This window comes from Kribbella sp. VKM Ac-2571, assembly GCF_004362255.1.
Classification (GTDB): domain Bacteria; phylum Actinomycetota; class Actinomycetes; order Propionibacteriales; family Kribbellaceae; genus Kribbella; species Kribbella pratensis.
Genome location: NZ_SNWS01000001.1, coordinates 573,731 through 592,040, shown reverse-complemented (window position 1 = coordinate 592,040; position 18,310 = coordinate 573,731). Strand labels below are relative to the sequence as shown.

Sequence of the window (18,310 nt, the reverse complement as noted above, 5' to 3'; positions counted from 1 at the left end):
ACCTCCGGGGAGTCTTCTTGCAGCTCTCTCTAGAATGATCTCACCATGTCTGTCCTTACCTCTGGCGTCATTTCGCCGCGCCGCGACGTACCCGCATCCATTCCGCGTCCGGAGTACGTCGGCAAGCCGGCGCCGACGCCGTACAACGGGTCGTATGTGACGTCCCCCGAGCTGGTCGAGAAGATGCGCGTCGCGAGCAAGCTGGCCGCGCAGGCGTTGCAGGCCGTCGGTGCCGCGGCGAAGCCGGGCGTGACCACGGACGAGCTCGACAGGGTCGGCCACGAGTACCTGGTGGAGCGCGGCGCCTACCCGTCGACGCTCGGCTACCGCGGCTACCCGAAGTCGCTGTGCACGTCGGTGAACGAGGTGATCTGCCACGGCATCCCCGACGACCGTCCGCTCGAGAACGGCGACATCGTCAACGTCGACATCACGGCGTACCTGGACGGCGTCCACGGCGACACCAACGCGACCTTCCTGGTCGGTGACGTCGACGAAGAGAGCAGGCTGCTCGTCGAGCGCACTCTCGAGGCACTCAACCGCGGCATCAAGGCAGTCAAGCCCGGCCGTCAGGTGAGCATCATCGGCCGCGTGATCGAGTCGTACGCGAAGCGCTTCGGGTACGGCGTGGTGCGCGACTTCACCGGCCACGGCATCTCGACGTCGTTCCACTCCGGCCTGATCATCCCGCACTACGACGACGAGCGTTTCGACGACGTGATCGAGCCCGGCATGACGTTCACGATCGAGCCGATGCTGACGCTCGGCACGTACGGGTACGACCTGTGGGACGACGGCTGGACCGCCACCACGAAGGACAAGTCGCGTACGGCGCAGTTCGAGCACACGCTGGTAGTCACCGACACCGGCGCCGAAGTACTAACCCTGCCGTGACCATCACGCAGTACCAGGAGACCCACCTCCCGGGCATCCTCGCAATCTGCGAATCCGAAAACTGGCCAAGCCTCCCCGCCGACCCGGCCCGAGCGCACGCGGTCTTCACCGCTCCGGGGGTGACGACCGTCGTCGCACTCGACGGTGAGCAGGTCATCGGCTTCGCCTACCTGCAAAGCGACGGCCACATCCAGGCCCACCTCTCCCAGATGGCCGTCCACCGCGCCTACCGCCGCAAGGGCATCGGGCGGGCGTTGCTCGAGTACGCCACACCGCTGACCGGCGCCCAACGCATCGATCTCGTCACCGACACCGCCAAAGCCTTCTACCAGTCCTTCGAACACCGCACGTTCAACGGCTTCCGCATCTACCCTTCCTGAAAGCCGAGCGACTGGTAGAGCGTCACCGCGGGCGTGTTCTTGTCGTCGGCGCGTAGTGCGACCGTGACGTCTGCGCATTCGCTGAGTAGAAGCTTGGCGATCCCTCGACGACGATGTGATCGAGCCGTGAACAGCTCGATGACGAACGGGCAGTCCGGGGTGTCCGGCCAGGGTGCGCGCTCCACGACGAGCAGCGCGCCGACCAGTTGATCGCCGTGCCAGGCGAGGCGGCTGAGATTCGGCGCGAGTACGCCGTACTCCCCCGCGAACGTGAGCTCGATGTCCTCGAGTGCTTCGCGTTCCGTCGCTGCGGCGACGCCCGCGTCGTACGCCTCGAAGTACAGCTTGCCGAGTGGGAGTGCGTCCTCGACCGCCGGTGGACGCAGTACGACGCCTGGGACGGCCGGCGTCTCTACTGCGTCTGCGCGGCGGATGAGGATCATCGGTTGGATGCGGTGGTGATGAAGGTGGCGAGGTCGGTGGACTGTTGGATTCGGGACTGGTCGTGGATGTACATCATGTGGCCGGCTGGGTAGTACTTCGTTTCGATGTTGGCGGTCAGTTCGGCGGGGATCTGGAGGCGGGCGAGCGTGTGCTCGGTGGCGAAGTACGGCGTCGCGCCGTCGTAGTGGCCGGAGGCGACGTGCACCTTCAGGTGCGGGTTGACGCGCATCGCCTCGGCGAGCTTCTCCGCGACCGAGATGTGCTGGCCCTCGAACTCCTTGAACGACCAGTTCTTCGCGGCGTCCATGTTGATGACCTCGTACGGCAGGTCGTTCTCGTAGCCGAGCTCGACGCGCACGTAGTGGTTGAGCGCCGCGGAGTACGGCCCGGTGATCGCGTTCATCGACGGGTCGCGGTCCGGAGCCTCCAAGCCGTAGTCCGGGTTCCATCCGGTGAAGCGACCGTCGAGACGTCCGACCGTTTGGCGGCGGGAACGCAGCAGCTCGCCGAAGAACCGCGTGTGCTCGATCCGCAGGTTCACTCGATCGATGTAGTCCTCGCTCAACCCGGTCAGCGAGGCCAGCCGCGTGACCACCTCGGCGCGGTAGTCCGCGGGGATTCGGTTGCCCTGGGCAAGTGCATTCGGGTACCGGCCGGCCGCGAACCGTTCCGCGTCCGCGAGCACCTCCTCCAGCGACTGATCCGGAACGAGACCGTGATAGTGCGCAATCGCGGCGTACGACGGAAGGAACAACGTGTACGCCAGGTCGTTGCCCGGCGTGAAGTCGAGCGTCCCGAACTCCAGCACCACCGAGATCAGGATGACGCCGTTGAGGTACATCCCGTACCGCTGCTGCAGATGCGCGGCCAGCCCCGCGGCACGCGTCGTACCGTAGGACTCGCCGGCCAGGAACTTCGGCGACATCCAGCGCCCGTTCCGCGACGTCCACAGCCGGATCACCTCACCGACTGACTCCAGGTCACGCGTGAACCCGTGGTAGTCCCCCGGCTTCTCCCCCTCCGCGGCCCGCGAGAACCCGGTCGACACCGGGTCGATGAACACCACGTCGCTGTACTTCAGCAACGTCTCCGCGTTGTCGACGATCGAGTACGGCGGAGGCGCGAGCTCACCCACATCACCCGAGACCACGCGGCGCGGACCGAGCAGACCGAGGTGCAGCCAGATGCTCGACGACCCCGGCCCGCCGTTGAACGCGAACGTCACCGGACGGTCCTGGGCGCCGGTGCCATCAGCGTCGTCCAGCGTGTACGCCGTGATGAACACCTCGGCCTTCGGCTTCAGCCCGTCGAACTTCCCGTCGGTGACGACCTCCTCGCGGAGCACGATCCGTCCGGTGGTCGCCGTGTACCGCAACTCCTGGCCGTCGACCGTCAGCGTGTGCTGCGTCGTCACCAGGTCGTCGACCGGCTTCGCGGGCTTGGTCTCCGGCTTGGTCTCGGTCTCGGTCTCGCTGTGGTCGTCGTTGGCCATGTCGAGCACCTTAATCCACGGCTGCAGCCACTAGCGTTGGGTTCATGGCGACGATTTTGCACATCGCGTTCGTGGAGCAGTGGGAGGCCGCCCGCGAGGCCGGGAGCTACCGGTGGTCGACGCGCGGCAAGAGCCTCGACGACGGCGCGACGTTCATCCACGCATCCCGCCCCGAGCAGGTCGCGATGGTCGCGAACTTCGCGTACGACGACGTGGACGAGCCGCTGTGCCTGCTGGTGATCGACACCGCCCGGCTGGTGTCCGCGCTCTGTGACGAGGACCTGGACGGGACCGGGATGAGTTTCCCGCACATCTACGGGCCGCTGAACCTGGACGCGGTGGTCGACGTACGCCCGTACCGCCGGGGTCCGGACGGCCTGTGGCCCGAGGTGACCGCCGAGGCCGTATCCTGATCGTACGGAACGGGTCGGTCGGGCGATCGCGTCGTCCTTTGCAGAGGACGCCGAGGAAAGTCCGGACTCCACAGGGCAGCGTGGTGGGTAACGCCCACCCGGGGTAACCCGCGGGACAGTGCCACAGAGAACAGACCGCCAGCGGCTCCGACGAACCCCGTGGTTCGCCGGAGTGCGGGTGAGGGTGAAACGGTGGTGTAAGAGACCACCAGCTCCGCAGGTGACTGTGGAGGCTAGGTAAACCCCACGTGGAGCAAGGCCAAGAAGGGCGGTGGGAAACCACCACCCGCGCGAGCGTCCGAGGGCGGCCCGCCCGAGCTCGCGGGTAGGCCGCTAGAGGTGCCCGGTAACGGCCACCGTAGATGGATGATCGCCGTCACAGAATCCGGCTTACAGACCGACCCGTTCCCCTCCCGGCTCAGTGGCAGTGGTCGTTGTGGTTCTTCGTGGTGCGGCCGGTGGGTTTTTCCCAGGGTTCTTGGCGGCCGAGGGCGGTGAGGTCCAGGGCTGTGACGGTGAAGGTCATCGCGTCGGGGCCGCGGCCGTACGTCGAGTAGGTGTGGTAGACCTGCTCGTCGACGCGGAGGAAGCAGCTCAGGCCGTGGAGGTCGAAGGGCTGTTGCGTCTGGGTGTGCTCGTTGTTCGGCAGCACGTCCCACTCGGCTTTGGAGCGGTAGTTGTACTCGAACGGTACGACGGACTCGTCGAGCGTGACGTGGTAGTCGTAGTTGAAGTCGCTCCCGTACGACGAGTACCACGGGTGCTCCCATCCACGCGCCTCCCGATACGCGGCGAGCTTCTCGTACGGCGCCCGCGAGACCAGCGCGAACGTGGTGTTCGCCGCGTTGAGAAACCGTACGGACCCGATCTCGTCGACGAACCCGGTGCAGTTCGGGCACCCGGCGTCCCACTCCGGCTGGAACATGAAGTGGTACACCACCAACTGGTCCCGCCCCTCGAACAACTCCAGCAGCCCCGCCGAACCGTCGGCCCCGGTGAACGTGTACTCCTTCTCAACCAGCACCATCGGCAGCTCACGGCGCCGCGTATTCAGCGCATCCCGCTCCCTCGTGAACGCCTTCTCGGCAGCCAACAGCTCCCGCCGAGCCGCCACCCACTCATCCCGCGACACCACATCCGGCAAACTCATCCCAACTCCTTCGCCAACCAACAGAACACCCGAAACGTCGAAACCACCTCCCCCACCTCGACATCGCCTGGCCAACAACCGCCGTACGATCGAGATCGTGGCCGACGACTCCATCCGCACGCCGTACCTAACCGTTCAGGAACGCCCGGCGCGCAACATGGCGGCGCGACTCGGAGGAACCCTCGCGGTGGATGGCGCCACCAACTGCATCGTCGTCCTGAAAGCCGACCAGCCGATCGAGGTGGCCTGGCCGCCGGGATGCTCAGTCGCCCCACGCGGCGTCTCGTTCGCGGTGCTCGACCCCGACGGCCGCACAATCGCCGAGCTCGGCGACACGGTCATGCTGGGAGGCGGCTACGTCTTACCCCCGGTCGCGCACACAACCTCCCGCACCGGCAGCACAATGGTGTTCGCTGTCGCGGGCCGCCACGGTCTCCCAACCTGATCCTCCCGCCGAGTCGTGCGGAATGGTTGGTGGGGGGTTTCTCGAGTCGTGGGATTCGGTGGGGAATTGGGGGCGATTCTTACGACTCGAGAGTGGTGTGGCGGGGTGTTGGACGGGCGGGGTGAGAAAGTGGGGGTATGCGGAGGCGCGTGCGGACTGGGGTTGTGTTTCTGCTCCTGCTCGTGCTTGTCGGTGGGGCTGGGTATGTCGGGTGGGTGCTGGTGCAGCGGTCGGAGCCGGTGGCGTTGCCGGAGACGACCGGGAGTTTTCAGGTCGGGCGGCGGACGTACGAGTGGACCGACACGCCCCGCCGTGACCCGTACTCGAACGGCCCTCGCCGGCTCGCCGTCTGGCTCTGGTACCCGGTCGCCAAGGACACCACCGGCCGCCACGTGCAGTACGCGCCGGATGACTGGAGCGGGCTCCACCTGAAGGCCCCGATCTCCGTTTTCCAAGGACCGTTCGACACTCTCCAGGACCGTGCCCTCGATCGCGTCGCCGTCGCACCCGGTCGGTTCCCGGTCGTCGTACTCATGCCCGGGATGGGCCTGTCGGCTCCGATGTACGCCGCGCTCGCGGAGGACCTCGCCAGTCACGGGTACCTGGTCGCCGGCGTCACCCCGACGTACAGCGCGAACCTCACCGTGCTCGGCGGGCAGACCGTCGAGAGCAAACCGGACGCGAACCCGCCGAACCTCGGCGAGAGCACCGAGGGCGCGATGCAGGTCGGCGATCATCTCGTCGGCGTCTGGGCCGCCGATGCGCGGTTCGCGGCCGGCATGGTCGCCAAGGAGCTCCCGAACTCGGTCGAGACCGCGGTCGGGGCGTCGTACGTCGGTCACTCGTTCGGCGGCGCGGCCTCGCTCGAGGCCTGCCGGCTGGACGCACGCTGCGCGGCCGCGGTCGACCTCGACGGGATGCAGTTCGGTGACGTCGTGACGAAGGGAGTGAAGGCGCCGATCATGCTGCTCGGCGCCGACGACTCCTGTATCACCAGCGTCTGCGGCCCGGACGCGAAGGACGGGCAGGACCGGAACCGCGCGCTCTCGTTGCTGAAGGCAAGCACCGGTACGGCCTGGTGCGCCACGGTCCCCGGCACGCGGCACTTCAACTTCACCGACTACGGCGTCTACTACCTGGCGTACCCGCTGCGCAGATTCCTGCCGCTCGGCAAGGCCGACCCGCGGCACGCGCTGACCATCACGAACGGGTACCTCAACACGTTCCTCTCCCACGCGATCTACAAGACCGCCGCGCCCGGCGCACCGGTCTGCAAGTCCTAGGGGGTGTCTGATGGTTCCGCGCCGTCGCGAGGAGGTGCTCGGTGCGGTGCATCGGCGTGCGGGGGCGAAGGTCTCGATGCGGAGCATCGTGGCCTTTGCACCCGTGCGGCGAGGTGCCGTGCCGAGTGCCCCGCAGTAGGCGGGGAACCATCAGACACCCCCTAGAGGTCCAGCTCGTACGTCTGACCGACGAGGTTGTCGCCCCACAGCTCGTGAACCTCGGAACCGGTGAGGCGGAACCCGCGCGACAGATAGATGTGCCGCGCCGCGACCAGCGGATCGTTCGTCCACAGCACCATCCGCTTGTAGCCGGCCGAGCGGGCGAACCTCAGACATGTGTCGACCAACTCGGCGCCGAGCCGGAGTCCGCGAGCAGCCGGCGTCACGAGCAGCAGCCGCAACTGAGCGGTCGTCTCGTCCGGCCCGCGCACGCAGAAGATGCTTCCGGCCCGCTCGCCGTCCACCTCGGCGATCCACGCGGCCTCGCGCTCGTCGTCGTGGTCGGACGCGTACGCCGACACGATCTGCGCGATCAGCGTCTCGTACGCCGGGCCCCAGCCGTACTCCGCCGCATAGATCTCCGCATGCGACTGCACGACCCAGCCGAGGTCTCCAGGCTGCCCCAGCTTCCTGATCAGTTTCGTCATCTACCCACCCGCTCTACTGACACGACTGTTTCAGTAAGCAATACTAGCCCCTGTGCCGACAACCAAGGAAGCCCCTTCCGCGCGCGAGCAAGAACTGCTCGAGCGTGCGTACGCGTACTCGCTCACCCACGGGCTCGCCGACCTGTCGCTGCGACCGCTGGCGACCGCGATCGGCTCGAGCCCGCGGGTGCTGCTGTTCCTGTTCGGCAGCAAGGACGGCCTGATCCGCGCCCTGCTCGCCCGCGGCCGCGCCGACCAGCTCGAACTCCTCCGCCAGACCGAGCAGCGGTACGACGAGCCGCCCGGCCTGACCGTGATCGCCCGCGAACTGTGGACCTGGCTCGCGGCCCCCGAACGCCGACCGCTGATGACGTTCTGGGTCGAGGCGTACGGACGCTCGCTCGTCGCGCCGGACGGCCCGTGGACGGACTTCGCCCGCTCGACCGTCGACGACTGGCTCGAGCTACTCAAGACGAGCGATCCCGAGCAGACGGAGGCACGACGTACCGCCGTACTGGCGATGCTCCGCGGCGCCCTGCTCGACCTGCTCGCAACCGGCGACCTGGAGCGAACGACCGCCGCGGTCGAGGACTACCTGGCGAGGCGGTGAACAGGTTCAAGCCTGTCGGTGGGCAAAGGAGGGACCGTTGCGACGGCCTGGCTGTTCCCATTACGTTCGATGCCCTATACGGTGACGCAGAGTAGACGGTCTAGACCGTCTCGGTGTGCGGGGATGGGCCGGGTTCGACTCCTGGCGGCACCGCAATTCCGTCCGTTCGGGGTGGAAGCAAGGGGAATCATGTCCAACACGAAGAACCGCCTCGCGGCGGCAGGATCCGCATTCACGCTGGCTGTCACAGCTGTCGGCTTCTCAGTGCTCGGTGGTGGCGCGGCCGATGCCGGCGTCACCGGCCAGACTGCTACGGCCATCACTTATCCGCTGGTCCGCAACTCCGTGGCCGAGAGCCAGGTGGTCAACTACAGCCTCGGCCAGAGCGACCTGCAGAAGGCGTTCGTCGCCCAGTTGCTCGCGGTTCCGGCGAACGGGGTCGACACGTCGGCCAAGCTGAAGGACGGTGTGGTGGCAGAGGTCGACCTCGCCCCGGCGGTCCAGACCAAGCTGAACAAGGCAGGCCCGGCCTATCTGAAGCACTGGGGCACCGTGCACCGCAACGTGATCGGCGCGGCCGACGCCGAACTCGCCACGACCTCCACCCAGTCGCCGCTCGGTGACGGCGCCCTCAACCTGCACACCGCGTCCGCGACCGACAAGGTGGCCTTCGGCAACGAGGTGGACTTCGCCGGTCAGAACGTGAAGGATCTCGGCACCGTCGGCTTCTCGGTCTACACGACCGGCGAGAACAATGCCCTAGGCAACAACATGCCGAGCATCATCTTCGAGATCGACCCGAATGTGGCCGCGGTGGCGTCGAACTACTCGTCGCTGGTGTACCTACCGGCCAACGGCACCGCCAACGCGTGGACGGCCTTCAACGCCAGCACCGACGCGGACAAGCACTGGGGCCTGACCGGTACCGCCTTCAACGGAACGGCGTGCTCGATCAACGGTGCCCGGTGCACCTGGACGGAGATGCTCGCCTACCTGGGCGACGGTGGCGATGACGCCAAGGTGCTCACGGCGACGCTCAGCAAGGGCCGGGACTACGCGTTCTCCGGCGCGGTCGACGCACTGAAGTTCGGTGGCAAGACCTACGACTTCGAAGCTGCCGGAGTCTCCGTCAGCTAGCCGTGGGTTCGCCAAACGCCAGCCGCACCGAACCTGGTGTCGTCAGTTTTGAACCAGTTCGAAGGCGACTGTGCGTTTGGCGATGTCCGCTTCGACGAGCTTTACCCGAACCTTCTGACCGAGCGGGAGCGCCGTGCCGGTGACGCGGCCCTCGATCGCGAACTTGGTCAGCGTGACGATGCCGCGGGTGTTCTCCTTGTCGTCCACGTCGGTGATCACGCCGTCGAACTCGGAGCCGACCTGATCCGCGACCAGACCCGCCTCGACCATGCCGACGATCGACCGCTCGTACGCGTGCGCCCGCCGGTCCGCGTCGTCCATGATCTTCGGGATCTCGTCCATCGAGTCGCGCACCCAGGCCGGTACCTCGACGCCGGCCGACAGCGCGACGCAGATCTCCCCTGCCCAGCGGTCCACCAGCCGCCGCAGCGGCGCGGTGACATGCGCGTACGCCGCCTTCATCGCGGCATGCTGCGACTGCTCCGGCACCTGGCCGTCGAACGCCGTGTACCCGGCGCCGCGGAACAGCACAGTGCACGCCGCGAGCATCGCCGCGTGCGCCGGCACCTTCGGGTCGAGCCCGTGGATGAACTCGGCGTACGTCGCCTCGTCGGACCAGACGATCCCGAGCGCCTTGGCGGTGTTGCCGAGCTTGCGCCGCAGGTCGTCGTGCGACTCGGGCAGCGTGCGCAGGATGCCGATCTTGCCCTTCGTCATCAGCTGCGCGGCCGCCGTCCCGGTGAGCAGCGAGATCTGCGCGTTCCAGCCCTCGACCGGCAGCGGCGCGCGGAACTCCAGACCCCAGCCGTGGTTGGAGGTGACGACCTCCTGGTCCGGGATCGGAAGGTTGACGCCGCCGCGTTCCAGTTCGCGCTGCTCGCGGAGCTTGCCGACCTCACGCAACAGGTGCAACGACTCAGACGCCGTACCAGCGTCCAGATCCTTCTGTACGCCGGCGTAGTTGAGCTTCGCGCGCGACTTCACCAGGGCCCGTTCGCACGTGACGCCCGTACTCTCGCCGCCCGCGTCCACGGTGATCGTCCACAGCAGCGCGGGACGCACCTGGTCGGGCAGCAGCGACGCCGCACCCTCGGACAGCTCCGGCGGGTGCAGCGGGGTCCGCTTGTCCGGCGCGTAGAGCGTCTCGCCGCGGCGCCGCGCCTCGGCGTCGATCGGATCGCCGGCCTGCACGAACGCGGCCACGTCGGCGATCGCGTAGTACACGGTGAACCCGTCACCGGTCCGCTCGATGTGCAGCGCCTGGTCGAGGTCCATCGAGTCCGGCGGATCGATCGTCACGAACTCGAGGTCGGTCCGATCGAGCTCCGGAAGCCGAGCGTGCTGTGCTGCCTCCAGAGCCGCGGCCGTCACCTCGGGCGGGAACTCCGCGGGCACCTCCTGCTCCCGGCGGATCTCCTGCAACGACGCCCGGAAGACCTCCGGAACGGCCTCGGCGAATCGAACCCTCTGCAGCGGCATAGGGGTCAGACTAGGGCATGAGTCCCGCTCCCACGCCGTCGCGAGGAGGTGCTCGGTGCGGTGCATCGGCGTGCGGGGGCGAAGGTCTCGATGCGGAGCATCGTGGCCTTTGCACCCGTGCGGCGAGGTGCCGTGCCGAGCGCCCCGCAGTAGGCGTGGGAGCGGGACTCATGCCCTCACGATGGCTGCACGTTGAAGGAGCGTAGGGACGCGAGGCCGTCGGCGTACCAGTGGATCTCGGTGAGCGTTGCCGGCCGCAGCTCCATCCGGAACAGCGCGGACATCGGGGCCTGGAGCACCGACCGGACCATCAGCTTGATCGGCGTCACGTGGGTGACCACGACGACCGTCTTGCCCGGGTACCGCGCGAGCAGACTGTCACGCGCGTATCGGGCCCGCCGGGCGCACGTGTCGAACGATTCACCACCGGGCGGGGCGACCGCGGTCGACTCCAGCCAGGCGTTCATCGCGTCCGGCCACTTCTGCTGGATCTCCGCGAACGTATGCCCGTCCCAGTCGCCGAACGCGACCTCCCGCCAGTTCTCGTCCACGACCGGGTCGAGTCCGAGCTTGGCGGCGACCGCTGTCGCGGTCTCCTGGGTACGGCGCATCGGCGACACGACCAGCGCGTCGACCCCGCCGATCCGCGACAGGTAGTCAGCGGCCGCCACCGCCTGCGCGCGCCCGGTGTCGCTCAGCCCGGGATTGTCACCACCGGATCCGGAGAACCGCTTCTCGACGGTGTGCGGCGTCTCGCCGTGCCGCAGGAAGATCAGCTGCGTCGGCGGTTCGGTCTGCGGACCCCAGCCCTGCAACGCCTTCGCGAGGTCCGACGGGTCCTTCGCCGCCACCGGCGCTGATCCGGCGACGGCAGGCGTCAAGGGGATGTCGACGCCGTCGAGCGCGTTGTTCGCGAGCGCGTCGGCGGCCGAGTTCTGCGCCCGCGGCACCCAGGTCCACTCGGTCCCGAACGGCGCCAGCCCCTGCGCCTTGATCGCGAGCGGCTGCAGGTCCGGGTGCTTGATCTTCCAGCGGCCGGCCATCTGCTCGATGACCAGCTTGGAGTCCATCCGCACCTCGATCGAGGCACCCGGCGCGTACTCCGCGGCGAGCTCGAGCCCCGCGATCAGACCGGAGTACTCCGCGACGTTGTTCGTCGTGATCCCGAGCGTCCCTCCCTGCTGCGCGATCACCTTCCGCGTCACCGGGTCGCGCACCAGAGCGCCGTACGCCGCCGGCCCAGGGTTCCCGCGCGATCCACCATCGGCCTCGACAATGACGTGGTCGTACGTCATACCGCGCTCTCCGACGTCCGCACCAAGATCCGTCCGCACTCTTCACAGCGCAGTACGGCGTCCGGCGCGGCGGCCTTGATCGCGTTCAGGTCGGAGGGTGCGAGCTCCATCCGGCAACCCATGCAACGCTTGCCGACGAGCGGCGCGGCGCCGATCCCGCCGTTGCGCTCCCGCAGCCGCTGGTACTGCGCGAGCAGGTGCTCCGGCAGCTCGGCCGCGACCGTGGAGCGCTTGTCACCGAGCTCGGCGCGCTGCTCGTCGAGCTCCTTGAGCGCGGCGTCGCGCGTGGTCTCCAACTCGGCCTGCCGACCGGCGAACGCCTCGGCCCGGGTGCGCAGGTCGGTCTGCACCGCCTCCGCGGCCTCGAGCTTCTCCATCACCTCGAGCTCGGCGTCCTCCAGGTCGGAGATCCGGCGGTCGAGCGAACCGATCTCGTGCTGCAGGTTCTCCAGGTCGCGCGGCGAGGTGACCTGACCGGAGTCGATCCGCTGCTGGTTGCGGGCCTTGCGCTGCCGGACCTGCTCGACGTCGCTGTCGGCCTTCTTCTGCTCCCGCTGCAGGTCGCTGACCTCGGTGTCGGCGGTGACCAGTTCGCGGTCGACCACGGACTTCTCCGCGGTCAGCTCCTTGAGCGCCTGGTGCTCGGGCAACGACGCGCGCTTGTGCGCGACCTGATCCAGCTGCAGGTCGAGATCCTGCAGGTCCAGCAACCGGCGTTGGACGGCGGGCTCGGCGTTCAGAGTCGGCTCCTTCAAATAAGTGGCGGCGTGCTCAGATTCGCAGGGTCCATGCGTCCGTGCAGAGCGTCGAGATGTGAGTGTCCACGGTACTGCCTTGGGCCGCCAGTCCTTCGCGCAGGAGGCGGTCTGCGTCGACCAGCCACGGCCACTCGCTGGCCCAGTGCGCGACGTCGACCAGCGCCGGGTCGCCGTACGCACGGGCCTCGGTGGCGGGATGGTGCCGCAGGTCGGCGGTCAGATAGGCGTCCACGGCGGCCGCGCGCACGCGGTCGAACTCCGAGTCCCCCGCTCCCCCGACCACCGCGACGGTCTCGATCGTCCGGTCCAGATCCCCGGACACGCGGACGCCGTGCTCGGTCTGCGGCAGGCTCTCCGCGACAAGCTGTCCGAAAGCGGCCAGCGGCAGCGGCTCCGCGAGTACGCCGACCCGCCCGCCGCCCCGCTCACTCGGCAACGCGGCCACCTCATAGATGTCGTACGCCGGTTCCTCGTACGAATGCGCCGCGACCAGCGCCTCGACGACCGCGCGGCGCTTGCGGCGGGGCAGCAGCATCTCGATCCGGTTCTCCGCGACGACCTCGATGTCCCCGACGCTCCCGATCGTCGGGTTCGCGCCGGCGAGCGGGCGGAAGGTCCCTTCGCCGGTGCCGCTCCAGGCAGCACGCTCGTAGTCGCCGATTTGTCCCGCGCCGGCCTTCGCCAGCGCGTCGAGCATCGCCTGCGTCTCCGCGACCGGGACGAACACGACGACCTTGTCCATCGGCTCGGCCGGCATCGCCTTCAGCGGCCGGGTGTCCCGCAACCCGATCGCGGCGGCGAGCGCGTCGCTGACCCCGGGGTTCGCGTTGTCGGCGTTGGTGTGACAGACGTGCAGCGCGACACCCGCGCGGATCAGGTCGTGGATCACGCGGCCCTTCGGCGTCGTCGCGGCCACACTGTTCACGCCGCGCAGCAACAACGGGTGATGCGTGACGAGCAGGTCGAACCCGCCGTCGATCGCCTCGTCGATCACGCCCCGCATCGGGTCGACGGCGAACAGGATCCGCCGTACCTCCTGCTCCGGGTCGCCGGTCACGAGACCGACCGCGTCCCAGGATTCCGCCCAGGACGGGTCGTAGAGCCGATCGAGAACCGCGATCACGTCCGCAAGCGTCGTCACGCGCTTATCCTGACATTCCCGCAGTCGGGACGGATCGTGACGGGGGCAACCGCCCGCTGCCCCCGCCACGTCCATCAACGCCCCGGCCACAGGGGGGAGTGCCGTCACGAGACGGCTCGGCCGGAGCGGATCTGGGGTGCTAGATCAGCCAGGCGGTCGTCGCGCTGGGCAGCTTCTCACCCTCGAGCGGGCCGCTGGACAGCACGACAGCCGCGTCGGGCAGTTCGACCGGGGCCGCGCCGAAGTTCGTGACGCTCTGCCAGCCGCCCGAGCGGACGAAGTGCAGGACCTCGTCGGAGCCGTCGATCCAGGTGAGCGAGCTGCCGGTGCGCAGCCCACGCCGTACGGCGAGAGCCTTGCGGTACAGGCTCAGCGTCGACTCCGCGTCGTTCTCCTGCGCTTCGACGGAGTACGCACCGAACCACTTCGGCTGCAGCAGGTGCGAACCGCCCGAGCCGAAGCCGAACGACAGGCCGCCGACGGTCCACGGCAGCGGCACGCGGCAGCCGTCACGGCCCTTCTCGGCACCCTTGGAGCGGAAGTACGCCGGGTCCTGCAGGTTCGCCGCCGGCAGCTCGCCGACCTCCTGCAGACCGAGCTCCTCACCCTGGTACAGGTACGCCGAGCCCGGCAACGCCAGCATCAGCAGGGTCGCGGCCCGAGCACGGCGCAGACCCAGCTCGACGTCGACCGTCGGCTCGGTGCCGTTGCTCAGCAGCCAGTCCTTGCCGTCCTGCCAGCCGCCCTTCGGGTTCTTCGGCAGGCCGTACCGGGTGGCGTGCCGGACGACGTCGTGGTTCGAGAACACCCACGTCGAGGACGAGCCGTTCTCCTCGGCGAGCGCGAGGTTCTCCTCGATCACCTTGCGGAACTTCTCGTACTCGAAGTCGGCCTGCAGCAGGTCGAAGTTGAACGCCTGCCCGAGCCCGTCGGCACTCGCGTACCGCGCACGGCGGGCGGCCGGCACGAACGCCTCGGCGACCGCCGACCGCGGCGGGTCGTAGGTGTTCAGCAGCTTGCGCCAGTCCTTGTAGATCTCGTGGACGCCGTCCTGGTCCCAGAGCGGGTGCTGACCGTTCGACTCGGACTGCCGCGGCAGCGTGGTCTTCGACGGGAACGGCTCGGACAGGTCCTTCACGAGCGCGTGCGCGACATCGACGCGGAAACCGTCGACGCCACGGTCCGACCAGAACTTCAGGGTGTCCAGGAAGTCCGCCCGTACCTCGGGGTGCTGCCAGTTCAGGTCCGGCTGCTCGGCCGCGAACATGTGCAGGTACCACTGGCCGTCGTCGGTCTGCGCCCAGGCGGAGCCGCCGAACACCGAGTCCCAGTCCGACGGCGGCTGGTCGGGTGCGCCGTCCGGGCCGTCGCGGAAGATGTACCGGTCGCGGGCAGGGTGACCCTTCGCGGCCTCGAGCGCCTCGACGAACCACTCGTGCTGGTTCGACGTGTGGTTCGGGACGATGTCGACGATCAGCTTGATGTTCTCCGCGTGCAGCGCGGCGACCAGCTCGTCGAAGTCCTCCAGGGTCCCGAGCCGCGGGTCGACGTTGCGGTAGTCGTCGACGTCGTACCCGCCGTCGGCCAGCGCGGACGGGTAGAACGGGCTCAGCCAGACCGCGTCGATGCCCAGCGCCACCAGGTACGGGACACGACTGATGATGCCGGGCAGGTCACCGACACCGTCGCCGTTCGCGTCAGCGAAGCTGCGCGGGTAGATCTGGTAGACGACAGCCTGCCGCCACCAGTCGGGATCGGTTGTCTGCGGACTCGTCACGATCGCCTCACTCGGAATCTGCTGGTAACCCAGCGTTTATATATAGGCTCTAAATTTAGAATCTGCATGTATTCTGCGGTCGGTACGACGACGAGGTCAAGGGGCTTTCATGGCGAAACCACCGACAACGCCGCCCACGGCCACGCCGACGATGTTGCGCCGGGTGAACGCGGGCAAGGTACTGGGCGTGCTCACCCGCGCCCGGGTGATGACAGGAACCGGCCTGATCGAGGCCACGGGTCTCACCCGCGCGACCGTGCACGCGGTCTGCAACGACCTGATCTCGATGGGCTGGGTGGTCGAGCTCGACCCCGGCCGGACGTCCGTCGGGCGGCCGTCGCGGCGGTTCGAGTTCAACAGCCACGCGGGGTACGTGCTCGGCATCGACATCGGCGCGGCCAAGACGACGGTCCTGGTCTCCGACCTGCGCGGCGAGACCGTGGCCAAGGCCGGGCGGTCGGCCGCCGGCGTGAAGACGCCGAGCGAGCGGACCGAGATCGTTCACGAGACCGTCGTCGAGGCGCTCGCCTCCGCGGGGGTGTCGGACGCACAGGTCCTCGCCGCGGGCGCCGGGGTCGCGGCCCCCGTCGACCGGGACGGGAACATCCTGGTCGACGACGAGTTCTGGCGCCGCTTCGACGCCGGGCTCGCGCAGCGGCTGACCGAGTTGCACGGGTGGCCGGTCCTGCTGGAGAACGACGCCAACCTCGCGACCCTCGGGGAGCACTGGCGAGGTGAGGCGCGCAACGTCGACGATCTCGTCGTACTGCTCGCCGGCGAACGGTTCGGGTCGGGGCTGATGGACTCCGGCCGGTTGCTGCACGGCAGTCGCGGCGGCGCCGGCGAGATGGTGTTCCTCAAGCTGATCGAGGGAGTCGGCGACACCCACGGAATCGCCCGGATCGCCCGCGAGAACGGTACGGCGGCAGTCGCGGACGGGGCCGTGCACACGTCGTTGCGGGACCTCGCGACCGACGGAGAGGTGACCGCCGAGCAGGTGTTCCGCGCCGCCGCCGACGGCGACAAGGTTGCCCAGGGCATCCTTCAGGACATCGCCGCCCGGACCGCGCGGGTGGTCGCGACGCTCGGCACTCTCTTCAACCCCGAACTGGTGGTCCTGGGCGGAGCTGTCGCCGAGGCGGCCGCCGCTCTGCTCCCCGACCTCGAGGCCCACCTGGCCCGCTACACGAGCACTCCCCCACGCGTCGCGGTCTCCTCCCTCGGCGACACGATCGTGTCAGTCGGCGCGGTCCGCCACGCCCTCAACTACGTGGAAGAACACGCCCTCGACCTGGAACTCAGCTGCCGCCAGGTGTGAGGCCCGATCCGCCAGGCCATCACAATCGCCTGCCGGCTGACGTCGTCCCGCTCGAGGCGACCTGCCGCGGGTGATTGTGATGGCCTGGAGATCCGGCGATTACCGCTCGCGGGTCAGTTGGCGGGCGATGGCTTCCAGGACGATGACGTTGCGGCCGGAGGTGGTGGCGGACGGCACGCCTTGTGGGACGAGCGCCTGGTCCTCGGGGATGCCGGTGCAGAGTACGAAGACGTTGTCCGGGTGGCCCTGGACGAGGTGGTTGAGGGCCTCGCGCATCCACGGCGTACGGCCGGCGTCCTGGACGGCGATCACCAGCGGGCGACCCTGCGCGGCCTTGGCCGCCTTGGCGATCGCGTCGTCCTGCGGCTCGCCGGTGTCGGTGAGGTGGTGCTCGCCCCGGAGTACGACGCCATCGGCGCCGGGAGCGACCCGGGTGAAGACCTCCGGTAGCCCGGAGAAGTAGGGGTTCCAGGCCGGGTGCAGGCCCTGCGTCAGATCGATGACGTACGGCGTTGCACCGAACGCCGGGAACGTCTGCCCGGCGACCACGCGCGCGGCGACCTCGCGGATCGGAGCGCCGTCGAGACCTGGCTGCCGGGTGCGCTGCCCGAGCGAGCCGGCGAGTGCCCGGACCCGGCCGGCTGCGTCGGCGACCCGCTCGGCCGGGAGGGTGCCGGCGCGGACGGCGTCGATCACGCGGGCGGTGAGGGCCTGCGGGTCCGCCGTACCGACAGCGATCATCGCAAGGTCCGCGCCGGCGCTGATCGAGGCGACCGCCGCGTCCTCGATCGAGCGGGTCTTGGTGATCGCCTGCATCTCGAGCGCGTCGGTGGTGATGACGCCGGTGAAGCCGAGCTCCTCGCGCAACAACCCGGTCAGCACCCGGTGCGAGAGCGTGGCCGGCTGGTCGTCGTACGCCGAGAAGACGATGTGCGCGCTCATCACGACGTCGGCGCCGGCGGCGATGGTCGCCCGGAACGGCGCGAGCTCGACGTCCGCGACCTCCTCGATCGAACGGTCGACGCGCGGCAGATCGGTGTGTGAGTCGACCGAGACGTCGCCGTGGCCCGGGAAGTGCTTCGGGCAGGCGGCGATCCCGGCGTCGTGGACGCCCTCGACGAACGCGACGCCGTGTCGCGAGACGACGTCCGCGGTCCGGCCGAAGGAGCGGGTGGAGATGATCGGGTTCGCAGGGTTGCTGTTCACGTCGACCGACGGGGCCAGCATCAGGTCGATGCCGAGCGAGCCCAGGGTCGCAGCCGCGTCCCGGGCGGAGGCGCGGGTCAGGTCGACGTCGTCCAGGTCGCCCAGCAGGCGCGGCGACGCGAGCGGCCACGGGTTCGCCGGCGCGAGGTGGCTGAACTCGCCGCCCTCGTGGTCGATCGCCACGATCAGGTCCGGCCGCTCGGCCCGCAAGGCGGCCGTCAGCGCCGCTACCTGCTCGGCGTCCGCCACGTTACGGGTGAACAGGATGACCGCCCCGAGTCCGCCCGCCACCGCCCGCCGAAGGTCGTCGGGAGCCGTGGTCCCGGTGAAACCGACGACCAGCGAGCCGGCCGCGTCACGATCCAGTTGATCACTCATCCCCCCACCCTCTCGCAGCCCCACCGCTGCGCGCCAGCTATCACCGACAGCTGATAATCAGCG

The 18,310-nt window shown here is 68.8% G+C and carries 18 protein-coding genes and 1 other RNA gene; 9 read left to right on the top strand and 10 right to left on the bottom strand.

Annotation, left to right across the window (positions count from 1 at the left end; all coding sequences use genetic code 11):
• The first annotated feature begins 45 nt into the window (after positions 1 to 45).
• Together map and EV651_RS02855 are read left to right on the top strand one after the other, a co-directional pair.
• Positions 46 to 894, top strand: a complete 849-nt coding sequence (gene map, locus EV651_RS02860) for a type I methionyl aminopeptidase (RefSeq protein WP_133781615.1) — start codon at positions 46 to 48, stop codon at positions 892 to 894.
• The gene (locus EV651_RS02855; RefSeq protein WP_133781613.1) at positions 891 to 1,274 is read left to right on the top strand and encodes a GNAT family N-acetyltransferase; all 384 of its coding nucleotides are present in this window, start codon (positions 891 to 893) and stop codon (positions 1,272 to 1,274) included. Before map ends, EV651_RS02855 begins: the two co-directional genes overlap by 4 nt.
• Here the strand turns inward: EV651_RS02855 and EV651_RS02850 are convergent.
• Positions 1,262 to 1,717 (bottom strand): GNAT family N-acetyltransferase, encoded by a 456-nt coding sequence (locus EV651_RS02850; protein WP_133781611.1) that lies wholly within the window; start codon positions 1,715 to 1,717, stop codon positions 1,262 to 1,264. The genes EV651_RS02855 and EV651_RS02850 overlap by 13 nt on opposite strands.
• The gene (locus EV651_RS02845; protein ID WP_133781608.1) at positions 1,714 to 3,210 is read right to left on the bottom strand and encodes a S10 family peptidase; all 1,497 of its coding nucleotides are present in this window, start codon (positions 3,208 to 3,210) and stop codon (positions 1,714 to 1,716) included. The genes EV651_RS02850 and EV651_RS02845 overlap by 4 nt, the downstream gene beginning before the upstream one ends.
• A gap of 44 nt (positions 3,211 to 3,254) precedes the next feature.
• On the opposite strand from EV651_RS02845, the gene EV651_RS02840 reads away from it, so the two are divergent.
• Together EV651_RS02840 and rnpB are read left to right on the top strand one after the other, a co-directional pair.
• Positions 3,255 to 3,623: a DUF952 domain-containing protein gene (locus tag EV651_RS02840; protein ID WP_133781606.1), complete on the top strand. Its 369-nt coding sequence runs from the start codon at positions 3,255 to 3,257 to the stop codon at positions 3,621 to 3,623.
• Between the two features lie 10 nt (positions 3,624 to 3,633).
• Positions 3,634 to 4,032, top strand: an RNA gene (gene rnpB, locus EV651_RS02835) — RNase P RNA component class A.
• A gap of 9 nt (positions 4,033 to 4,041) precedes the next feature.
• Here the strand turns inward: rnpB and EV651_RS02830 are convergent.
• The gene (locus EV651_RS02830; protein ID WP_133781604.1) at positions 4,042 to 4,773 is read right to left on the bottom strand and encodes a DUF899 domain-containing protein; all 732 of its coding nucleotides are present in this window, start codon (positions 4,771 to 4,773) and stop codon (positions 4,042 to 4,044) included.
• A 97-nt stretch (positions 4,774 to 4,870) separates the two neighbouring features.
• Between EV651_RS02830 and EV651_RS02825 the strand changes: the two genes are divergently transcribed.
• Together EV651_RS02825 and EV651_RS02820 are read left to right on the top strand one after the other, a co-directional pair.
• The gene (locus tag EV651_RS02825; protein ID WP_133781602.1) at positions 4,871 to 5,218 is read left to right on the top strand and encodes a hypothetical protein; all 348 of its coding nucleotides are present in this window, start codon (positions 4,871 to 4,873) and stop codon (positions 5,216 to 5,218) included.
• A 149-nt stretch (positions 5,219 to 5,367) separates the two neighbouring features.
• Positions 5,368 to 6,501: an alpha/beta hydrolase gene (locus EV651_RS02820; protein WP_166658471.1), complete on the top strand. Its 1,134-nt coding sequence runs from the start codon at positions 5,368 to 5,370 to the stop codon at positions 6,499 to 6,501.
• Between the two features lie 161 nt (positions 6,502 to 6,662).
• On the opposite strand, the gene EV651_RS02810 is transcribed toward EV651_RS02820, so the two are convergent.
• The gene (locus EV651_RS02810) at positions 6,663 to 7,148 is read right to left on the bottom strand and encodes a GNAT family N-acetyltransferase (protein ID WP_133781598.1); all 486 of its coding nucleotides are present in this window, start codon (positions 7,146 to 7,148) and stop codon (positions 6,663 to 6,665) included.
• Between the two features lie 52 nt (positions 7,149 to 7,200).
• On the opposite strand from EV651_RS02810, the gene EV651_RS02805 reads away from it, so the two are divergent.
• Positions 7,201 to 7,758: a TetR/AcrR family transcriptional regulator gene (locus EV651_RS02805; RefSeq protein WP_133781596.1), complete on the top strand. Its 558-nt coding sequence runs from the start codon at positions 7,201 to 7,203 to the stop codon at positions 7,756 to 7,758.
• Positions 7,759 to 7,947: 189 nt separating this feature from the next.
• Entirely contained in the window at positions 7,948 to 8,895 is a 948-nt protein-coding gene (locus EV651_RS02800) for a hypothetical protein (protein ID WP_133781594.1), read from the top strand.
• 42 nt (positions 8,896 to 8,937) lie between these two features.
• On the opposite strand, the gene EV651_RS02795 is transcribed toward EV651_RS02800, so the two are convergent.
• From EV651_RS02795 to EV651_RS02775, 5 genes are all read right to left on the bottom strand, one after another.
• Positions 8,938 to 10,374 (bottom strand): RNB domain-containing ribonuclease, encoded by a 1,437-nt coding sequence (locus tag EV651_RS02795; RefSeq protein ID WP_133781592.1) that lies wholly within the window; start codon positions 10,372 to 10,374, stop codon positions 8,938 to 8,940.
• 176 nt (positions 10,375 to 10,550) lie between these two features.
• The gene (locus tag EV651_RS02790; RefSeq protein WP_238156610.1) at positions 10,551 to 11,708 is read right to left on the bottom strand and encodes a bifunctional RNase H/acid phosphatase; all 1,158 of its coding nucleotides are present in this window, start codon (positions 11,706 to 11,708) and stop codon (positions 10,551 to 10,553) included.
• Entirely contained in the window at positions 11,666 to 12,424 is a 759-nt protein-coding gene (locus EV651_RS02785; RefSeq protein ID WP_133781590.1) for a zinc ribbon domain-containing protein, read from the bottom strand. Before EV651_RS02785 ends, EV651_RS02790 begins: the two co-directional genes overlap by 43 nt.
• A 16-nt stretch (positions 12,425 to 12,440) precedes the next feature.
• The gene (locus EV651_RS02780) at positions 12,441 to 13,568 is read right to left on the bottom strand and encodes a Nif3-like dinuclear metal center hexameric protein (protein WP_238156609.1); all 1,128 of its coding nucleotides are present in this window, start codon (positions 13,566 to 13,568) and stop codon (positions 12,441 to 12,443) included.
• 139 nt (positions 13,569 to 13,707) lie between these two features.
• The gene (locus tag EV651_RS02775; RefSeq protein WP_202870125.1) at positions 13,708 to 15,345 is read right to left on the bottom strand and encodes a glycoside hydrolase family 13 protein; all 1,638 of its coding nucleotides are present in this window, start codon (positions 15,343 to 15,345) and stop codon (positions 13,708 to 13,710) included.
• Positions 15,346 to 15,454: 109 nt separating this feature from the next.
• On the opposite strand from EV651_RS02775, the gene EV651_RS02770 reads away from it, so the two are divergent.
• Positions 15,455 to 16,663 carry an ROK family transcriptional regulator gene (locus EV651_RS02770; protein ID WP_133781586.1) on the top strand — a complete coding sequence of 403 codons (1,209 nt, stop codon included), beginning with the start codon at positions 15,455 to 15,457 and terminating at the stop codon, positions 16,661 to 16,663.
• Between the two features lie 99 nt (positions 16,664 to 16,762).
• Here the strand turns inward: EV651_RS02770 and nagZ are convergent, their stop codons facing one another.
• A complete protein-coding gene (gene nagZ, locus EV651_RS02765; RefSeq protein WP_133781584.1) occupies positions 16,763 to 18,247 on the bottom strand; it encodes a beta-N-acetylhexosaminidase in 1,485 nt (494 codons plus the stop codon).
• Positions 18,248 to 18,310 lie beyond the last annotated feature (63 nt).